Here is a 16,671-nt window from a genome sequence, read left to right as displayed (position 1 = left end):
GATAAACCTTGTTTTCTTCGGACATTTCGGGCTGTTGCCCTGCGGTGAGGCGGCGCGTCAAGCGTCCAGGTCACACCGGACGGCCTACGACCAGATGTCGTAGATGGGCGGTTTGAGGCGGGATGGGTGGGCGGGTTACCAAGGATGAGCCCGACCACCCGGCGCGGTCATCGCGTCGGGTCCGCTCTTGTCCGGAGGACTTTCCCGCATGTCGAAGCGCGCTCAGCACCCCGCCCGTAACGCCGTCGTCGCCCTCGCCGCCGCCGGCATGGGAGCGTCGATGGTGTTCGGAGGCGGTGCCGCCGTCGCCGCCGACAGCAAGACGGCCCCCGCCCTCGGCCCGGCCGCCGCCGTCGCCGCCCAGGCCGACGCCCAGGCCGCCCAGGCCAAGGCCGCCCAGGTCGCCGCCGCGAAGAAGGCCGCTGCCGCGAAGGCCGCCGCCGCCAAGGCCGTGGCCGCGAAGAAGGCCGCCGCCGCCAACGCCGCGAAGAAGGCCGCCCTCGCCAAGAAGGCCGCCGCGAAGAAGGCCGCGTCCTGGGTCAAGCCGGTCAACGGCTACACCCTGACCGCCAGCTTCAACCAGGGCGGCGCCATGTGGTCCCACAAGCACTCCGGCCAGGACTTCGCCGTGCCGGTCGGCACCCCGGTCAAGGCCGCCCACTCCGGTGTCGTCGTCAAGGCCGGCCCGAACGGCGGCGGCGACGGCCCCGCGTACGGCAACGCCGTCGTGATCAAGCACGCCAACGGCCGTTACTCGCAGTACGCCCACCTGTCGAAGGTCAACGTCGCCATCGGCGAGACCGTGAAGACCGGCGAGACCATCGCCCGCTCCGGCAACACCGGCAACTCCTCCGGTCCCCACCTGCACTTCGAGATCCGTACGACCCCGAACTACGGCTCCGCGCTCAACCCGGCGAAGTTCCTGCGCGCCGAGGGCGTCGTCATCTGACGCTCAGCCCTGTGCGGGCCCGCCGTGGGCCCGGGTCACCAGATCGACGGCGACTTCGAGGACGGCCGCGCGCTTCTCCTCGGGGTCGCCGTCGACGTGCTGCATGAAGAACATCCCGGCGTGCATGGTGAACAGGGCGCTGATGCAGCGCACCCGGTCGGCCATGGCGAAGTCCGGCTCCTGGACCAGCCCGGTGAGCGTGACCATGCGCTCCTTGAACGTCTCGCCGATGCTCAGGTCGCGTACGGTCGCCTGGTTCTCCTGCATGAAGCGGAACAGCGGGGCCGCGCCGATGAGCGCCGCGTGGTAGCGGCGCAGGATCTCCCGCTTGGTCTCCAGGGTGCGCGGCTGTTCCTCGGCCCAGGCGATCAGGTCGTCGATCGGCCGCGTCAGATCCCTGAACAGGCTGATGACGATGTCTTCCTTGGTCTTGAAGTGGTAGTACAGCGCCGCCTTGGTGACCTCCAGGCGCTCGGCGATCTCGCGCAGCGAGGTCTTCTCGTAGCCCTGCTCGGCGAAGAGTTCGAGGGCCACGTCCTGGATGCGCTGACGGGTGTTGCCTCTGGCCATGGTCCGCTCCCACAAACTTACTTGACGCCCGGCTAGTGACGGGTCTACCGTCACCAGTGTAGTAACTAGCCGGGCGGCAAGTAAGTAACGGGAGTGGGAATCATGTCCGAGGCCCTGCGCACACCAGCGACCGACCAGGAAAGACCGCCGCGCAGCGTCCGCGTGGTCCTCCTGGCGCTCATGATCGCCATGCTGCTGGCCATGCTCGACAACATGATCATCGGTACGGCGATGCCGACGATCGTCGGAGAGCTGGGCGGCCTCGCCCACCTGTCCTGGGTGGTCACCGCGTACACCCTGGCCACCGCCGCCTCCACCCCCATCTGGGGCAAGCTCGGTGACCTCTACGGCCGCAAGGGCACCTTCCTCACCTCGATCGTGATCTTCCTGATCGGCTCGGCGCTCAGCGGCATGGCCCAGGACATGGGCCAGCTCATCGGCTTCCGCGCGGTCCAGGGCCTGGGCGCGGGCGGCCTGATGGTCGGCGTCATGGCGATCATCGGCGACCTGATACCGCCGCGTGAGCGGGGCAAGTACCAGGGCATGATGGCCGGCGTCATGGCCCTCGCCATGATCGGCGGACCGCTGGTCGGCGGCACCATCACCGACCACTGGGGCTGGCGCTGGTCCTTCTACATCAATCTGCCGCTCGGCGCGGTCGCCCTCGCCATGGTCACCGCCGTACTCCACCTCCCGAAGCGGCATCGCGACCACCGGCCCCGCATCGACTACCTCGGCGCGGCCCTGCTGACCGTCGGCATCACCGCCATCGTGCTGGTCACCACCTGGGGCGGTACGGAGTACGCCTGGGACTCCGCCGTCATCATGGAGCTGATCGCCCTCGGCGCCGTCGCGCTCGCCGGCTTCCTGTACGTCGAGACCCGCGCCCCCGAGCCGATCATGCCGCTGCACATCTTCCGCAGCCGCAACTTCACCCTCATGTCGGTGATCGGCTTCCTCGCCGGCTTCGTGATGTTCGGCGCCACGCTCTTCCTGCCGCTGTACCAGCAGTCCGTGCAGGGCGCGTCCGCCACCAACTCCGGCCTGCTGCTCCTGCCGATGCTGCTCGCGATGATGGCCGTCTCGCTCGTCGCGGGACGCGTCACCACCAGCACCGGCAAGTACAAGATCTTCCCGATCGCCGGTGGCGCGCTGATGGTCGCCGGCCTCTTCCTGCTCGCCCAGATGGACACCGGCACCTCCCGCCTCACCTCGGGCGTCTACATGGCCGTCCTCGGCGCCGGCATGGGCTTCCTGATGCAGATCACCATGCTCGTCGCGCAGAACAGCGTCGAGATGAAGGACATGGGCGTCGCCTCCTCCGCGACCACCCTGTTCCGCACCCTCGGCGCATCCTTCGGCGTGGCCATCATGGGCGCGCTGTTCACCGGCCGCGTCCAGGACGAGATGGCCGCCCGGGGCGGCGGCGCGGCCACGCAGACGTCCGCGCAGCTCGACGCGGCGAGCCTGGCGCGGCTGCCGGAACACGTCCGCGAGGCGTACCAGTTCGCCGTGTCGTCCGGCACCCACCTCGCCTTCCTGGTGGGCGCGGCAGTCGCGGTCCTCGGCTTCGTGGCGGCGTTCTTCGTCAAGGAGGTCCCGCTCAAGGGCGCGGGCCCCGAGGACGCGCCCTCCAAGGCCGGCCAGCAGCAGGAGCGGCTCGCCGACACGGCGGCCTGACCGCTCGTCCGGACGCGCCCCGACGGCACGCGGGCCCTGCCGTCAGGGCGTGTCCGGCAGGTGCAGTATCGGGAAACTGCCCGTCGTCGTGGGCGCGTGCTCCGGGAGCCACAGCACCGCGATCGCACCGCCGTTGCCGGTCGCCGTGCCCGTGGGCGCCGCGTTGCGGAAGGTGAGCCGCGCGCCCAGCACCCGGGCCTGGCCCGCCGCGATCGTCAGGCCCAGCCCGTGACCGTGCCCGGCGCGGTCACTGGCGCCGGTACGGAACCGGCTCGGACCCTCCCGCAGCAGCGCCTCCGGGAACCCCGGCCCATGGTCGCGCACCCGCAGCACCCGGCCCTCGACCGTGACCTCGATCGGCCCCCCGCCGTGCTTGTTGGCGTTCGCCAGCAGGTTGCCCAGAATCCGCTCCAGCCGGCGCGGATCGGTGTTCACCCACGACTCGTGCACCACCCGCACCTCGGCGTCCGGGTACAGCGCGGTGACCCGCCGCTCGACGAACTCCCCGAGCGCGATCTCCTGGAGCTCGGCCCGCTCGGAGGCACTGTCCAGCCGGGCCACCTCCAGCACGTCCTCGACCAGCGTGCGCATCGCCTGCGCCCGGTCCCGCACCAGCTCGGTCGGCCGCCCCGGCGGCAGCAGCTCGGCGGCCGTGAGCAGCCCGGTCACCGGCGTACGCAGCTCGTGCGCGATGTCCGCGGTGACCCGCCGCTCGGCCTCGATCCGCTCGTTGAGCGCGTCCGTCAGGGCGTCCACCGCCCGCGCCAGCTCGTCGGTCTCGTCGCGTACGACACCGCCGATCGCGTCCCGGACCCGTACCTCCGTGTTGCCCTGGGCGACCTTCCCGGCCGCGGTGGCGGCCTTTCGCAGCCGCCGCGAGAGCTGGCCGCCGATCAGCACGCCCAGCGCGCAGCCACCGAAGACCACCGACACCGAACCGACGATCAGCGCCTCGTCCAGGTCCTTCATGATCGTCGTGCTGCGGCTGGCGAACTGGCTGTGCAGCGACAGCACGTCCCCGTTGCCCAGCGGCACGGCGGCCCACACGTCCGGCGGGCCCTCCTCGTGCTCCTGCACGTACGTCCCGCGCCGCCGCTCCCGCATCAGCTCGTCGAGCTGCGGGGGCAGGTTCGGGTCGTTGAGCTTCGCCCCGAACTTGGGGTCGCCCTTCGGCTTCGCCGACTCGTACATCCGCTGCGCGAACAGCAGCCGCTCCATCTGCACGTCCCGCGCGTTCCCCAGCATCGAGACCCGGGCGGCGTTGTGGACGACAAGGCTGAGCGCGACCGCGACCAGCGCGCCCACGGCGGCGATGGCGATCGAGATCTTCCACCGCACACCCGTGCGCAGTGCCGGCGGCTTCATCCCTTGAGCTTGTAGCCGAAACCGCGGACCGTCTCGATCCGGTCCTGGCCGATCTTGGTGCGCAGCCGCTGCACATGGACGTCCACGACCCGCGTGTCGCCGCCCCAGCCGTAGTCCCACACGCGCTCCAGCAGCTTGTCACGCGACAGGACCGTGCCCGGCGCCGACGAGAACTCCAGCAGCAGCCGCATCTCCGTCGGGGTCAGCGCCACCGGGGCACCGCCCTTGCGGACCTCCATGCCGTCGGTGTCGACCTCCAGGTCACCGAAGACCAGCACACCGCCCTGCGCCTGACCCGCCCGGTCCGCGTCCGCGCCACCGGGACCGCCCGCGGACCCGCCCGCGTGACCGAACCGGCGCAGCACCGCGCGGATGCGGGCGACCAGCACCGCGCCGTCGAAGGGCTTGGTGACGTAGTCGTCGGCACCGGCCTCCAGGCCCAGCACCACGTCGATCGAGTCGGCGCGGGCCGACAGCATGATCACCGGCACGGTCGACTCGTCGCGGATGCGCCGGCACAGGCTCACGCCGTCCATGCCGGGCAGCATGACGTCCAGCAGCGCGATGTCCGGCTGCCGCTGCCGGAAGGACTCCAGGCCGGACAGCCCGTCCGGCATGGCCGTCACCGCGAAGCCGTCCCGCTCCAGGGCGAGCTGCGTGGCCTCACGGATGACGTCGTCGTCCTCCACGAACAGGACATGGGTCTCGGCCATCGACGTGTTCTCTCCGTGCTCTCTCGGTTCCTGCTCGTTCACCGCCCGGGGCGCCGCCGGGGCGCCGCCGGGCCACCCCGGCCGCTGCGTCAGCCCTTGCCGGGCGCGGTCGGCTCAGCGCCGTCGATGCCGCCGTCCCCCACCGTCTTGCTGTACTCGTTGTGCACCCGGTCGTGCTCCGTGAACTTGTTGCCCGCCCACCGGTAGGTGATCACGTCCTCGCCGGAGGGGTACGACACCGGGTCGTCCTCCGCGTACACCTGCTTGGTGACGACCAGGTCGCCGCGGTCGATCGTCGAGTAGACGGCGGGCTCCTCCAGCGCGAACACGTTCGCGTACGCCGTGCCCTTGGCGTCGTCCTTCGCGTCGCCGAGACGGTACACGTACGTCCCGACGCCCACCGCGTCACCGCACGTCAGAACGTTCACCACGACGTCCGGGGTACCGGAGTCGGTGAGGGTCCCGTACGAGGTGTCGACCGGGTAGGCGTCGGCCACGCACGGCTTCAGGTCGTCCTTGACCCGCTCGCTGACCTTCGGGTCGTTCATGATCAGCCGGACCGCGTCCACCTTCTTCACCGGCGACGACGCCGACGACGCGGGGGCCGGCGCGCTCGACGGCGTGCCTTGGTCGGCCCGGGCGGCACCCTCGTCGCGCGTCCCCGTGCCACCGGTGGAGCAACCGGCCGTGAGCAGGCCGATGGCGGCGGCCACCGCCATCGCCGTGGTGCCCGCCGCCCGGACCCTGCCGGTGCCGCTCGTGTGGTCTCTGGCGCTCAGGCCGCGCACCGCTCCCGCCCCCGTTCGTGGCCACGTCCGGCCGCGCGCTGCGCACGGCCGTCACGCTCCAGGGCGCGGGCGTCGATGTCCCGGCTCTCCAGCTCCTGGCGGAGGCGGGCGAGCGCCCGGTGGAGCGTGGACTTCACCGTACCGGTCGACATGCCGAGCGCGGCGGCCGTCTCCTCGGTGCTCATCTGCTCCCAGTGCCGCAGCACCACGACGCTGCGCTGCTTGGGCGCCAGCACCTTCAGGATGTCCATCAGCAGGGCCCGGTCGGCGTGCTGCTCGGTGGCGTCGTCGACGGACGCGTCGGGGAGCTGCTCGGTGGGCACCTCCTCCAGCTTGCGGGCGCGCCACCACTCGGTACGCGTATTGATCATCACCCGGCGCAGGTACGCGTCGGCGAGACCCTTGTCGGCTATGCCGTCCCAGCGGCCGTACGTGCGGGCCAGCGCCGTCTGGAGCAGGTCCTGCGCGTCCACCGGGTCGGGAACGAGACGTCGGGCGCTGCGCAGCAGGGCGTCCTGCCGTGTGCGTACGTACTCCTCGAATTCGAGCACCTCGCCGTGCGACATCCCGAACCGCCTCCGATCCCCGTGAAACCCCGTGTGCTGCTTACGTCCGGAGACGCTACGGAGCTCGTGTCACGGGGCTGTCCGCACAGCCCGTCGGAGGACGCACGGCTGGCCATCGGTTGTGTAACAGCGATGGTGTTACGAAGCCGGAGGCGGCCCCGGCTCCGCACGGCTCACCCGGCCGGAAGCCGGTAGCGACCGCCGTCCAGGGGCTCGACCAGGCCGTCCGCGACCAGGCCGTCCAGGGCGCGGGCACGCTGCACCGGGTCGTGCCAGACCGCGTCCAGCGCGGCCTGCTCCACCGGGCCCGGCGCCTCGCGCAGCACGGCGAGCAGCCGGCCGCGCACCTGGCGGTCCGTGCCCGCGTACGTCTGGCCGCGCCGCGCCGGGCCGTCATGGGCCGGCTTGCCCGCCAGACGCCACGCGCACCGCGCGGCGATCGGGCACCGGGCGCAGTCCTCGTTCCGGGCGGTGCACACCAGGGCGCCCAGCTCCATGGAGGCCGCCGCCCAGCGGGCCGCCGTGCCCTCCTCCTTCGGCAGCAGTTCCCGCGCCAGCTTCCGCTCGGCGGCGGTGGTGGCGTTCGGCGGGTACTGCACACCCGTCACCGAGCGGGCGAACACCCGCCGCACATTGGTGTCCAGCACGGCGTGGCGCTGCCCGTACGCGAACGACGCCACCGCCGCCGCCGTGTAATCGCCGATGCCGGGCAGGGCGAGCAACTGCGCGTGATCGCTCGGTACGTCGCCGCCGTGCCGTTCCGTTATCGCCACCGCCGCGCCGTGCAGCCGCAGCGCCCGGCGCGGGTAGCCCAGCCGGCCCCAGGCGCGCACGGCCTCACCGGGGGCCTCGGCGGCCAGGTCGGCGGGGCGGGGCCAGCGGGCCAGCCACTGTTCGTACACCGGGAGCACCCGGCTGACCGGGGTCTGCTGGAGCATGAACTCGCTGACCATCACCCCCCAGGCGCCCGCCTCGGGGCGGCGCCAGGGGAGGTCGCGGGCGTTCTGCTCGAACCAGGCGAGCACGGGCGCGTGCAGCTCGACGGCGGCGGGCCTGGTTCCGGGAGTGGAGGGGATCGCAGTCATGGCACGTCCGATCCTGGCACGTTCCTCACACGCGGCGGTGCATCGGCTCCCGGCGCCGCCGGGACACGGCGTGGTCGGGAACGGCGGGCCCCGGCCCGGCCAGCCAGGTGGCCAGGGCCGACCTGCTCATCCGCATCGTGTCGGCCAGCGACCGGGTCGGCCCGGTCAGCAGCTTGACGAACAGCACGGCGGCCAGCGCGCCCAGCACCAGGCCCGCCGCCACATCGTGCGGGTAGTGCACCCCGACGAACACCCGCGAGAACGCCATGAGCACCGCCATCGGCACCGTCAGCCAGACGATCCCGCGCCACGCCAGGGCGAGGGCCACGGCGGCGGCACCGGCGATGGCGGAGTGGTTGCTCGGGAAGGACCAGTCGCCGTGCGGCGGGCACTCGACGATCGAGGCGGCGGCCCCGGCCACCGCACGGCACGGGCGCTCCTCGTCCACCACCGACTTCAGCAGCTCGCTGACCACGTACCCGAACGCGGTGCCCAGCGGCGCCAGAACGGCGAGCGCCATGGCGCGGGAGTCGGCGGGGCGGGCCCGCCACCAGCCGGCGACGAACAGCACGCCGAACAGCAGCAGGCCGGCCTCCGTCCACAGCTCGGCGACGAGCTGCAACCAGCCCGGGGAGTCGTGGGCGAGGTCGGTGATGTCGCGATAGAGGTCCTGGCTCATGGTTACGGACGGTACCTGGCGCCAGGGGCCCGCCCGACCGGAGCCCGGGCGTTCGAGTGTGATCATCGGCAAAACTTGGTGCACAGGCGGCGGGTGGGGCGGGAGTTGGTGCCGATCTCTCGTACAGTTTGGGCCGTGGGATCTCTGCGCAATCCGGTCGGGCCGCTTCCCTCCTCCATCTACTGGCGTCGGAGGGCAGTCGCGGCGAGCCTGATCGCGCTGCTCGCGCTGCTGATCGTATGGTTCGTCAGCTCCGGTGACGGCGACGGGGACAAGGGCGGCGACGACTCCAACGGCGCCGCTCCCGCGACCTCCATCACGCCGGGCCCCACCCGGCCGGGACCGGCGATCAGCGAACAGCCGGGCGGACGCGACGAGTCGGAGCCCGGCGAGGGGGACGACGGCGGCAAGAACGGCGACACCACGTCACCGGGCGGCGCGGACTCCGGCACCGGGGGCACGGGAGGCGGACCGGGCGGCGACAGCGGCCCGGGCACCGGTAACGGCTCCGGCTCCGGCGGCGGTTCCGGTACGGGAGCGGGCTCCGGCCAGCAGGTCCCGGCGAACTCGCCCCTGCCCAACTGCGCCCCGGGCTCCCTGCAGTTGACGCTGCGCAGCGTCAAGGTCAGTTACGCGCCCGGCGAGAAGCCCCGCTTCCAGCTCGTCGCCCGCAACACCTCCGCCACCACCTGCAAGGCCGACCTCGGCCCCACGACGGCCGTGCTGAGCATCAAGAACAACGAGGCCGACCAGGTCTGGTCCTCGAAGGACTGCCCGCGCGGCTCCGGCCCCCTGCTGCTGCGCGTCCCGGCCGGCGGCAGCGTCACCCACGCCGTGGAGTGGGACCGCCGCCCGAGCGCGCCGCGCTGCGCGACGCCGGCCGGGGCGACCGCCGGGCCGGGCACCTACCTGGTCGAGGCCACGGTCCCGGGCGCGAAGGTGATGCCCGCGTCGTTCACGCTCACCAAGGACTGACCGGCCGGCAGGGGCCGGCGGGTCAGACGTACCGCTCGAGGATCGACGACTCGGCGAGCCGCGACAGGCCCTCGCGCACGCTGCGGGCCCGCGCCTCGCCGACCCCGTCGACGGTCTGGAGGTCGTCCACGCTCGCGGCGAGCAGCTTCTGCAGGCCGCCGAAGTGCTCCACGAGCCGCTCGATGATGGCACCGGGCAGCCGCGGCACCTTGGCCAGCAGGCGGTAGCCGCGCGGCGAGACCGCCGAGTCGAGGGCCTCCGGCGACCCGGTGTAGCCCAGGGCGCGGGCCACGATCGGCAGCTCCAGCAGCTCGGCGTGGCTGAGCGCGTCCAGCTCGGTGAGCGCCTCGGGAACCGTACGGGACCGCTTGGCCGTGGGCTCCGGGACGTAGTCGCGGACCACCAGCTCCCGCTCGGGCTCGACGCCCGCGATCAGCTCGTCGAGCTGGAGCGCGAGCAGCCGCCCGTCGGTGCCGAGCTCGACGACGTACTCCGCGATCTCGGTGGCGATCCGGCGCACCATCTCCAGACGCTGGGCGACGGCGGTGACGTCCCGGACGGTGACCAGGTCCTCGATCTCCAGCGCGGAGAGCGTGCCGGCGACCTCGTCCAGGCGGAGCTTGTACCGCTCCAGGGTGGCGAGGGCCTGGTTCGCGCGCGACAGGATGGCCGCCGACTCCTCCAGCACCCGGCGCTCACCGTCCACGTACAGGGCGATCAGCCGCATCGACTGCGACACGGACACCACGGGGAAACCGCACTGCTTGCTCACCCGGTCCGCCGTGCGGTGCCGCGTGCCGGTCTCCTCGGTGGGGATCGACGCGTCCGGCACGAGCTGGACGCCGGCCCGGAGGATCTTGGTGATGTCCTTGTCGAGGATCAGCGCGCCGTCGAGCTTGCACAGCTCACGCAGCCGGGTCGCGGTGAACTCCACGTCCAGCACGAACCCGCCGGTGCACATCGACTCGACGGTCTTGTCCATGCCGAGGACGATGAGACCACCGGTGTTTCCCCGGAGGATGCGCTCCAGTCCGTCGCGCAGCGACGTACCCGGCGCGACGGCGCTGAGCGAGGCGCGCATGAGCGCCTCGTTGCCGGAGCCCGCGCCGGACTTTCCGGGAGCTGCTGCCCCGTCCTTGGCTGCCACTGCACTCCTCCGGCTCGTACGGATGGGCGAGACCTGGGCAAAGTCTAGCGACCCCGCCCGCGCCCGTCGGGCCTCCCGGCCGGTCCACGCCCCACGGCCGCCCGCGGACGGCTGCCGCCGGGCGGTGCCGGACCGTGGCCCCCCGCCTTGCCCGGCCGGCCGGCCGGTGGTGCGGCCGGTGCCGGTGGGTGGTGGGGCGTGGCCCCTCCGGGCTCGCCGGGTCACGCGTACGGGAGCCACTGGGCCGGCCCTCTGCCGCCCCGCCCTTCCTCTGGGGCGCCTTGCCCGCCGGCCGGTCGGTGGTGCGGCCGGTGCCGGTGGGTGGGGGGCGTGGCCCCTCCGGGCTCGCCTCCTCGAGGCCGGCGGCCTTGGCTCTCACACAAGGGAGCCCTTCCGTTGCCGCCAACCTCTGCGGGGGCGACCCTGCACGGCCCCACCCCGGCCGTACGCCGTCCGCGGGCCGGGGGATGTGTGGGGACGGCGGTCCTCCTGTTGTACGCCGACCGCGGGCCGGTGGGTGTGGGGAGACGGCGAGCCCCCGGCCGTACGCCGTCCGCGGGCCGGTAGGTGTGTGGGGACGGCGGGGCCCCGGTCGTACGCCGACTGCGGGCCGGTGGGTGTGAGGAGACGGCGAGGAGGGGCCGTGCAGGGTCGCCCCCGCAGCCGATTGGCGGCGAGATACGGCGCCGAGACCGGCTCGGCACCCCGCCAACGGCGAGGAGGCGAGCCCGGAGGGGCCCCGACCCTTGCCCACCGGCATCAGCCGACCCACCGGTGACCGCGCCGCACGGCACCCGCCCCGACCCGGACCCACCGGCCGCAACCGACCACCCGGTCACCCCCGCCGCGCCGCATGGCACCCCGCGCCGCACGGCACCCGCCCCGATCCGGACCCGCCCGGCAGGGGCCGGGCGTCAGCCCGTGGGGGCCTCGTCGCGCGGGGCCGGTGCGCGGCGGCGGGCGCGGGGCAGAACGCGCAGCGCGTCGCCCATGTCGGCGACCTCCGTGACCGTCATGCCGGGCGGGACCTTCCCCGCATCGGCCGGGACCAGCGCGTGGGTGAAGCCCAGCCGGTGCGCCTCGGCGAGACGGCGCTGGACGCCCGTGACGCGCCGGACCTCGCCCGCGAGGCCGACCTCACCGATGGCGACCAGGTTCTTCGGCAGCGGGGTGTCGCTCGCCGCCGACGCCAGGGCCAGCGCCACGGCGAGGTCGGCGGCCGGTTCGGAGAGCCTCACCCCGCCGACCGTGGCCGAGTAGATGTCCCGCTTGCCGAGCGCGGTGATCCGGCCGCGCTGCTCCAGCACCGCCAGCATCATCGAGACCCGGGAGGTCTCCAGGCCGGACGTGGTGCGGCGAGGAGACGGGATCTGCGAGTCGACGGTGAGCGCCTGGACCTCGGCCACCAGCGGGCGCCGCCCCTCCAGGGTGACCGTCAGGCACGTACCCGGCACCGGCTCGGCGCGCCGGGTGAGGAAGAGGCCCGACGGGTCGGCCAGGCCCGTGATGCCCTCGTCGTGCAGCTCGAAGCAGCCCACCTCGTCCGTGGCCCCGTACCGGTTCTTCACGCCCCGCACCAGGCGCAGCCGCGCGTGCCGGTCGCCCTCGAAGTGGAGGACGACGTCCACCAGGTGCTCCAGCAGCCTCGGCCCGGCGATGGCGCCGTCCTTGGTGACGTGGCCCACCAGCAGCGTGGACATGCCCCGCTCCTTGGAGGCGCGGATCAGCGCGCCGGCGACCTCGCGGACCTGGGCCATGCCGCCGGGCGCGCCGTCGATCTCGGGGGAGGCGACGGTCTGCACGGAGTCGAGGACGAGGAGCGAGGGCTTGACGGCGTCCAGGTGGCCCAGAACGGCGGACAGGTCGGTCTCGGCCGCCAGGTACAGGTGGTCGTTGAGCGCGCCGATCCGGTCGGCGCGCAGCCGGACCTGGCTCGCGGACTCCTCACCCGTGACGTAGAGCGTGCGGTGGTCGTCGGACGCCGCCTTCGAGGCGACGTCGAGCAGGAGGGTGGACTTGCCGACGCCGGGCTCGCCCGCGAGGAGGACCACCGCGCCCGGTACAAGGCCGCCGCCCAGCACGCGGTCCAGCTCGTCCACGCCGGTCGTCCTGGCGGTGGCCTGCCGGCCGTCGACCTGACCGATCGGCAGCGCGGCGGTGGAGACGCGCCCCGCGGCGGTGGTACGGACGGCGGGCGCGCCGTACTCCTCCACCGTCCCCCACGCCTGGCACTCGGGGCAGCGGCCGAGCCATTTGGCGGTCGTCCAGCCGCACTCGGTGCAGCGGTAGGAGGGCCTGTCCTTGGCGGATTTCGTACGGGCAGCCATGCGCACGACCGTAGCGGGCCGCACTGACAACGCCTCCCGCGCGGGGCCTCCGTGGCGACCGGGACCGCAGGGGCGCCGGTGGGTGACCGGCGCGGATTCTGCGCTTCCTGTCCCCTTTTGAGGGATACGTTCACCCGTAAGGATTAAAAGTGCGGAAGGGGTGCGAAGGGTGTGCCTTCCACTGCCTACGGTCGCCGGGTGACGAGCAGCAGGCTGGAGCCCCCCACGCACACCACCGGCGCACACCGGGCGCGGCGCCGCGCGCCCCGGACCGGGCCCCGCACCCTGGCCCAGCGCCCACCGGCGCGCTACGAGCCGTATCTGGACGGGCTGTTCACATACTGCCTGTCCGTGCTGTGCGACCACGACGTGGCCACCACGGTGCTGGGTGACGTACTGGCCATCTCCGAGCGGCAGTTCGGGCGGTGTCCCGCCGCCGACCCCGAGCGGCGCGCCTGGCTGTACGCCCTCGCCCGCTGGGCCTGCCTCCGGGAGCTCGGCGAGCAGCGCCGCCGCCGGCACGGGCAGCGGCACGGCCAGGGGGCGCACGCCGGGCGCCTGCCCGCCCCGCCCGCCTCCGACGCGGCGGAGGGCGTCCCGCACGTTCCGCCCGAGCTCGCCGAGCGCCGCCGCCGCGAGCTGTCCCTGCTGGCCTGGCCCGAGGCCGCCGGCACCACGCCCGAGCAGCGCGAGGCGCTGGAGCTGGCCGTACGGCACCAGCTCGGCGCGCCCCAGGTCGCCGCGGTCCTCGGCATGGAGCCCCTCGCCGCCCGCGAGCTGCTGTCCGCCGCCGCCTGCGAGGTGGAGCGCACCCGCGCCGCGCTCGCCGTCGTCGAGACCGGCACCTGTCCGGCCGTCGCCCGGCTCACCGGGGACAACCGGGTGCTGCTCTCCGCGGCCCTGCGCCGCGAGCTCGTCCGGCACGTCGACGACTGCCCGCGCTGCCGCCGGGCCGCCGAGCGCGCCGAGGCGGGCGGCCCGTGGCCCGGCTCGTCCGTCACGCCCGCGCAGCTTCCGCTCGTCGAGGCGCCGAGGGCGGCGGCGTACATCGCGATGCTGCACGTCCCGCGTGCGCGGGCCGGCGGGCCCCGGTTCGGGCGCGACGGCTTTCCCCTGGACCCCAGGGACCACGCGGCCCGCCGCGAACGGATGCGGGCCCGGGCCCTGACGACGACCGTCGTGGCCACCGTGGTCGCGGCCCCGGTGCTCGCCCTGTGGGCGGCGTACCGGGGGGCTCCGCTGACGGGCGAGGGACACGACGGCTCCCCGGTCAGCGCGGCCGGGGCCGACGACCGGGCGAACGGCACCGAGGACCGGCCCGACCACTACGAGAACGCGGGCAGCGCCCGCAACGACACCAGACGCTCCGCCGCCCCCGGCTCCTCGCACGTCTCCGTCGAGGTCCTCAGCGCCGGCACGCCCCCGCCGCCGTCCGCCCCCGGACGCCCCACCCCGGGCCGGGTCACGGTCACGGCCCAGCCGGCGGCCGGCGACACCACGATGCTCACGCTCACGGCCTCGGGCGGCGCGCCGGTGACCTGGTCCCTGTGGACGGACGCCCCATGGCTGTACGCCAGCCGCGCCTCCGGCACCCTCGCCCCCGGCCGGTCGGTCACGGTGTACGTCTCCGTCGACCGCGCCCGCGAACCGGTCGGCCCCTGGACCGCCCGCGTCGGCGTCGACCCGGCGGGCGCCGTGGTGGAGATCGACGGCCACGGCACGCCGCGCCCCCCGTCCCGCCCGGGCCACGGCGGGCCCTCGGCCCCGCCGGCCACCACCCCGCCGCCGTCCCAGGACCCGACGCCGACCCCGACGCCCACGCCGCCGGCGTCCACGCCGCCGTCGACCCCGCCCCCCTCGCCGGACCCGACGCCCTCGGACACGCCCGCGCCCACGGCGCCCCCGTCGCCGGACGCCCCGGCCGGCTGACGAACGTCACCGCTCAGGACGCACCGGCCCCGCCGGGCCCACCAGGAACACCCGGAACACACGGGCACGGGCCACCGCGGCCGCGGACCCACCCGGGACGTCAGCCCACCGGGTCCGCCGGGTGCGGCGCCACCAGCGGGAGCTGCGACGCCAGGCGGGCCTCGCACAGCTCCACCAGCACGTCGTACGCCTCCTTGCCCATCAGCTCCGTCAGCTCCGGGCGGTACGTCACGTACACCGGCTCCCCCGCGCCGTGCGCCGAGGTCGCCGACGTGCACCACCAGTGCAGGTCGTGGCCGCCCGGGCCCCAGCCGCGCCGGTCGTACTCACCGATCGAGATCTGGAGCACCCGTGTGTCGTCGGGCCGGTCGATCCAGTCGTACGTGCGCCGCACCGGGAGCTGCCAGCAGACGTCCGGCTTCGTCTCCAGCGGCTCGCGGCCCTCGCGCAGCGCCAGGATGTGCAGCGCGCAGCCCGCCCCGCCCGCGAACCCGGGGCGGTTCTGGAAGATGCAGGAGCCCTCCCAGCGGCGGGTCTGGCGCTCGCCGTCCTCGTCGAGCTGCACCCAGCCGCCCGCCGAGGTGCCCTCGTCGTGGAACTGCCACAGCTCCGGCGTCAGCCGCTCCACGTGCGACGCGACGCGCTGCTCGTCGTCCTCGTCCGAGAAGTGCGCGCCCAGCGTGCAGCAGCCGTCGTCCGCGCGTCCCGCCTGGATGCCCTGGCAGCCGCTGCCGAAGACGCAGGTCCAGCGTGACGTCAGCCACGTCAGGTCGCAGCGGAAAACCTGCTCCTCGTCGGCCGGGTCGGGGAACTCCACCCACGCACGGGGAAAGTCCAGTCCCTTTTCGTCGGAAACGCCCGTTACGGGCAGTACGGAGGACTTATCGTGCTTCTTGGCGGGCTTCGCCTTCTTCGTCTTTGGCACACACCAAGCGTATGCGCCAGGCGCAGTAGCGTTCGGGGCATGAGACTCGGAGTCCTCGACGTCGGTTCGAACACAGTGCACCTGCTGGTGATGGACGCCCACCCCGGCGCCCGGCCGCTGCCCGCCCACTCCCACAAGGCGGAGCTGCGGCTCGCCGAGCTGCTCGACGCGGACGGCGCCATAGGCGAGCACGGCGTCGAGCGGCTCGTCAGCATCACCCACGACGCGGTGCGCACCGCCGAGGACAAGGGCTGCGAGGAGGTCCTGCCCTTCGCCACCTCCGCCATCCGCGACGCGGCCAACGCCGACGCCGTACTGAAGCGCGTCCGGGACGAGACCGGCGTCGACCTCCAGGTCCTCACCGGCGAGGAGGAGGCCCGCCTCACCTTCCTCGCCGCCCGCCGCTGGTACGGCTGGTCCTCCGGAAAGCTGCTGCTCCTCGACATCGGCGGCGGCTCGCTGGAGATCGCGTACGGGATGGACGAGGAGCCCGACGCGGCCGTGTCCCTGCCGCTCGGCGCCGGGCGGCTCACCGCCGGCTGGCTGCCCGGCGACCCGCCGGACCCCGCCGACGTGAAGGCGCTGCGCCGCCACGTCCGGGCCGAGATCGCCCGCAAGGTCGGCGAGTTCGCCCGCTTCGGCAGGCCCGACCACGTCGTCGCCACCTCCAAGACGTTCAAACAGCTCGCCCGGATAGCCGGCGCGCCCGGCTCGGGCGAGGGTCTGTACGTGGAGCGGATTCTGAGTCGTACATCACTGGAGGAGTGGGTCCCCAAGCTCGCCGCCATGACCGCCGAACAGCGCTGCGCCCTGCCCGGAGTGTCCGAGGGCCGGGCGCCGCAACTGCTGGCCGGAGCGCTGGTCGCGGAGGGCGCGATGGACCTGTACGGGGTCGAGGAACTGGAGATCTGCCCATGGGCGCTGCGCGAGGGAGTCATCCTGCGTCGGCTGGACCACCTCCCGGCCGCCTAGC

General features: G+C 73.7%; 15 protein-coding genes. 5 read left to right on the top strand and 10 right to left on the bottom strand.

Going from position 1 to position 16,671, the window contains the following annotated elements; all coding sequences use genetic code 11:
* The first annotated feature begins 208 nt into the window (after window positions 1-208).
* The gene (locus E2B92_RS25910; RefSeq protein WP_126888097.1) at window positions 209-949 is read left to right on the top strand and encodes a M23 family metallopeptidase; all 741 of its coding nucleotides are present in this window, start codon (window positions 209-211) and stop codon (window positions 947-949) included.
* A gap of 3 nt (window positions 950-952) precedes the next feature.
* Here E2B92_RS25910 and E2B92_RS25905 read toward each other — a convergent pair whose 3' ends face one another.
* A complete protein-coding gene (locus tag E2B92_RS25905; RefSeq protein ID WP_126888096.1) occupies window positions 953-1,519 on the bottom strand; it encodes a TetR/AcrR family transcriptional regulator in 567 nt (188 codons plus the stop codon).
* Between the two features lie 102 nt (window positions 1,520-1,621).
* On the opposite strand from E2B92_RS25905, the gene E2B92_RS25900 reads away from it, so the two are divergent.
* A complete protein-coding gene (locus E2B92_RS25900; RefSeq protein ID WP_126888095.1) occupies window positions 1,622-3,199 on the top strand; it encodes an MDR family MFS transporter in 1,578 nt (525 codons plus the stop codon).
* Window positions 3,200-3,241: 42 nt separating this feature from the next.
* Here E2B92_RS25900 and cseC read toward each other — a convergent pair whose 3' ends face one another.
* The 6 genes from cseC to E2B92_RS25870 all read right to left on the bottom strand — a co-directional run bounded on the left by cseC (window position 3,242) and on the right by E2B92_RS25870 (window position 8,395).
* The gene (cseC, locus tag E2B92_RS25895; protein ID WP_126888094.1) at window positions 3,242-4,564 is read right to left on the bottom strand and encodes a two-component system sensor histidine kinase CseC; all 1,323 of its coding nucleotides are present in this window, start codon (window positions 4,562-4,564) and stop codon (window positions 3,242-3,244) included.
* Window positions 4,561-5,277 (bottom strand): two-component system response regulator CseB, encoded by a 717-nt coding sequence (gene cseB, locus E2B92_RS25890; RefSeq protein WP_126888093.1) that lies wholly within the window; start codon window positions 5,275-5,277, stop codon window positions 4,561-4,563. Before cseB ends, cseC begins: the two co-directional genes overlap by 4 nt.
* Window positions 5,278-5,366: 89 nt before the next feature.
* Window positions 5,367-6,065: a hypothetical protein gene (locus tag E2B92_RS25885; protein WP_399432222.1), complete on the bottom strand. Its 699-nt coding sequence runs from the start codon at window positions 6,063-6,065 to the stop codon at window positions 5,367-5,369.
* A complete protein-coding gene (locus E2B92_RS25880; RefSeq protein ID WP_126888092.1) occupies window positions 6,053-6,631 on the bottom strand; it encodes a SigE family RNA polymerase sigma factor in 579 nt (192 codons plus the stop codon). Before E2B92_RS25880 ends, E2B92_RS25885 begins: the two co-directional genes overlap by 13 nt.
* A gap of 173 nt (window positions 6,632-6,804) precedes the next feature.
* The gene (locus E2B92_RS25875) at window positions 6,805-7,716 is read right to left on the bottom strand and encodes an A/G-specific adenine glycosylase (protein ID WP_126888091.1); all 912 of its coding nucleotides are present in this window, start codon (window positions 7,714-7,716) and stop codon (window positions 6,805-6,807) included.
* 25 nt (window positions 7,717-7,741) lie between these two features.
* Window positions 7,742-8,395: a phosphatase PAP2 family protein gene (locus tag E2B92_RS25870; protein WP_126888090.1), complete on the bottom strand. Its 654-nt coding sequence runs from the start codon at window positions 8,393-8,395 to the stop codon at window positions 7,742-7,744.
* A gap of 135 nt (window positions 8,396-8,530) precedes the next feature.
* On the opposite strand from E2B92_RS25870, the gene E2B92_RS25865 reads away from it, so the two are divergent.
* Window positions 8,531-9,370, top strand: coding sequence for a hypothetical protein (locus E2B92_RS25865; RefSeq protein ID WP_126888089.1), 840 nt, complete (start codon window positions 8,531-8,533; stop codon window positions 9,368-9,370).
* 22 nt (window positions 9,371-9,392) lie between these two features.
* Here E2B92_RS25865 and disA read toward each other — a convergent pair whose 3' ends face one another.
* Together disA and radA are read right to left on the bottom strand one after the other, a co-directional pair.
* On the bottom strand, window positions 9,393-10,517 hold the full coding sequence (gene disA, locus E2B92_RS25860; RefSeq protein WP_126888088.1) for a DNA integrity scanning diadenylate cyclase DisA: 1,125 nt from the start codon (window positions 10,515-10,517) through the stop codon (window positions 9,393-9,395).
* A gap of 914 nt (window positions 10,518-11,431) precedes the next feature.
* Window positions 11,432-12,844, bottom strand: coding sequence for a DNA repair protein RadA (gene radA, locus E2B92_RS25855; RefSeq protein WP_126888087.1), 1,413 nt, complete (start codon window positions 12,842-12,844; stop codon window positions 11,432-11,434).
* 198 nt (window positions 12,845-13,042) lie between these two features.
* Here radA and E2B92_RS25850 point away from each other — a divergent pair, with 198 nt between their 5' ends.
* A complete protein-coding gene (locus E2B92_RS25850) occupies window positions 13,043-14,773 on the top strand; it encodes a BACON domain-containing protein (protein WP_235023982.1) in 1,731 nt (576 codons plus the stop codon).
* Window positions 14,774-14,873: 100 nt separating this feature from the next.
* On the opposite strand, the gene E2B92_RS25845 is transcribed toward E2B92_RS25850, so the two are convergent.
* Window positions 14,874-15,698 carry a hypothetical protein gene (locus E2B92_RS25845; protein WP_382668025.1) on the bottom strand — a complete coding sequence of 275 codons (825 nt, stop codon included), beginning with the start codon at window positions 15,696-15,698 and terminating at the stop codon, window positions 14,874-14,876.
* Window positions 15,699-15,737: 39 nt separating this feature from the next.
* On the opposite strand from E2B92_RS25845, the gene E2B92_RS25840 reads away from it, so the two are divergent.
* Window positions 15,738-16,670 (top strand): Ppx/GppA phosphatase family protein, encoded by a 933-nt coding sequence (locus E2B92_RS25840; protein ID WP_126888909.1) that lies wholly within the window; start codon window positions 15,738-15,740, stop codon window positions 16,668-16,670.
* Window position 16,671 lies beyond the last annotated feature (1 nt).

The organism is Streptomyces sp. WAC05374 (assembly GCF_004353505.1).
Lineage (GTDB): Bacteria > Actinomycetota > Actinomycetes > Streptomycetales > Streptomycetaceae > Streptomyces.
The sequence above is the reverse complement of the archived record's forward strand: the minus strand, read 5'-3'. Positions and strand labels throughout refer to the sequence as shown.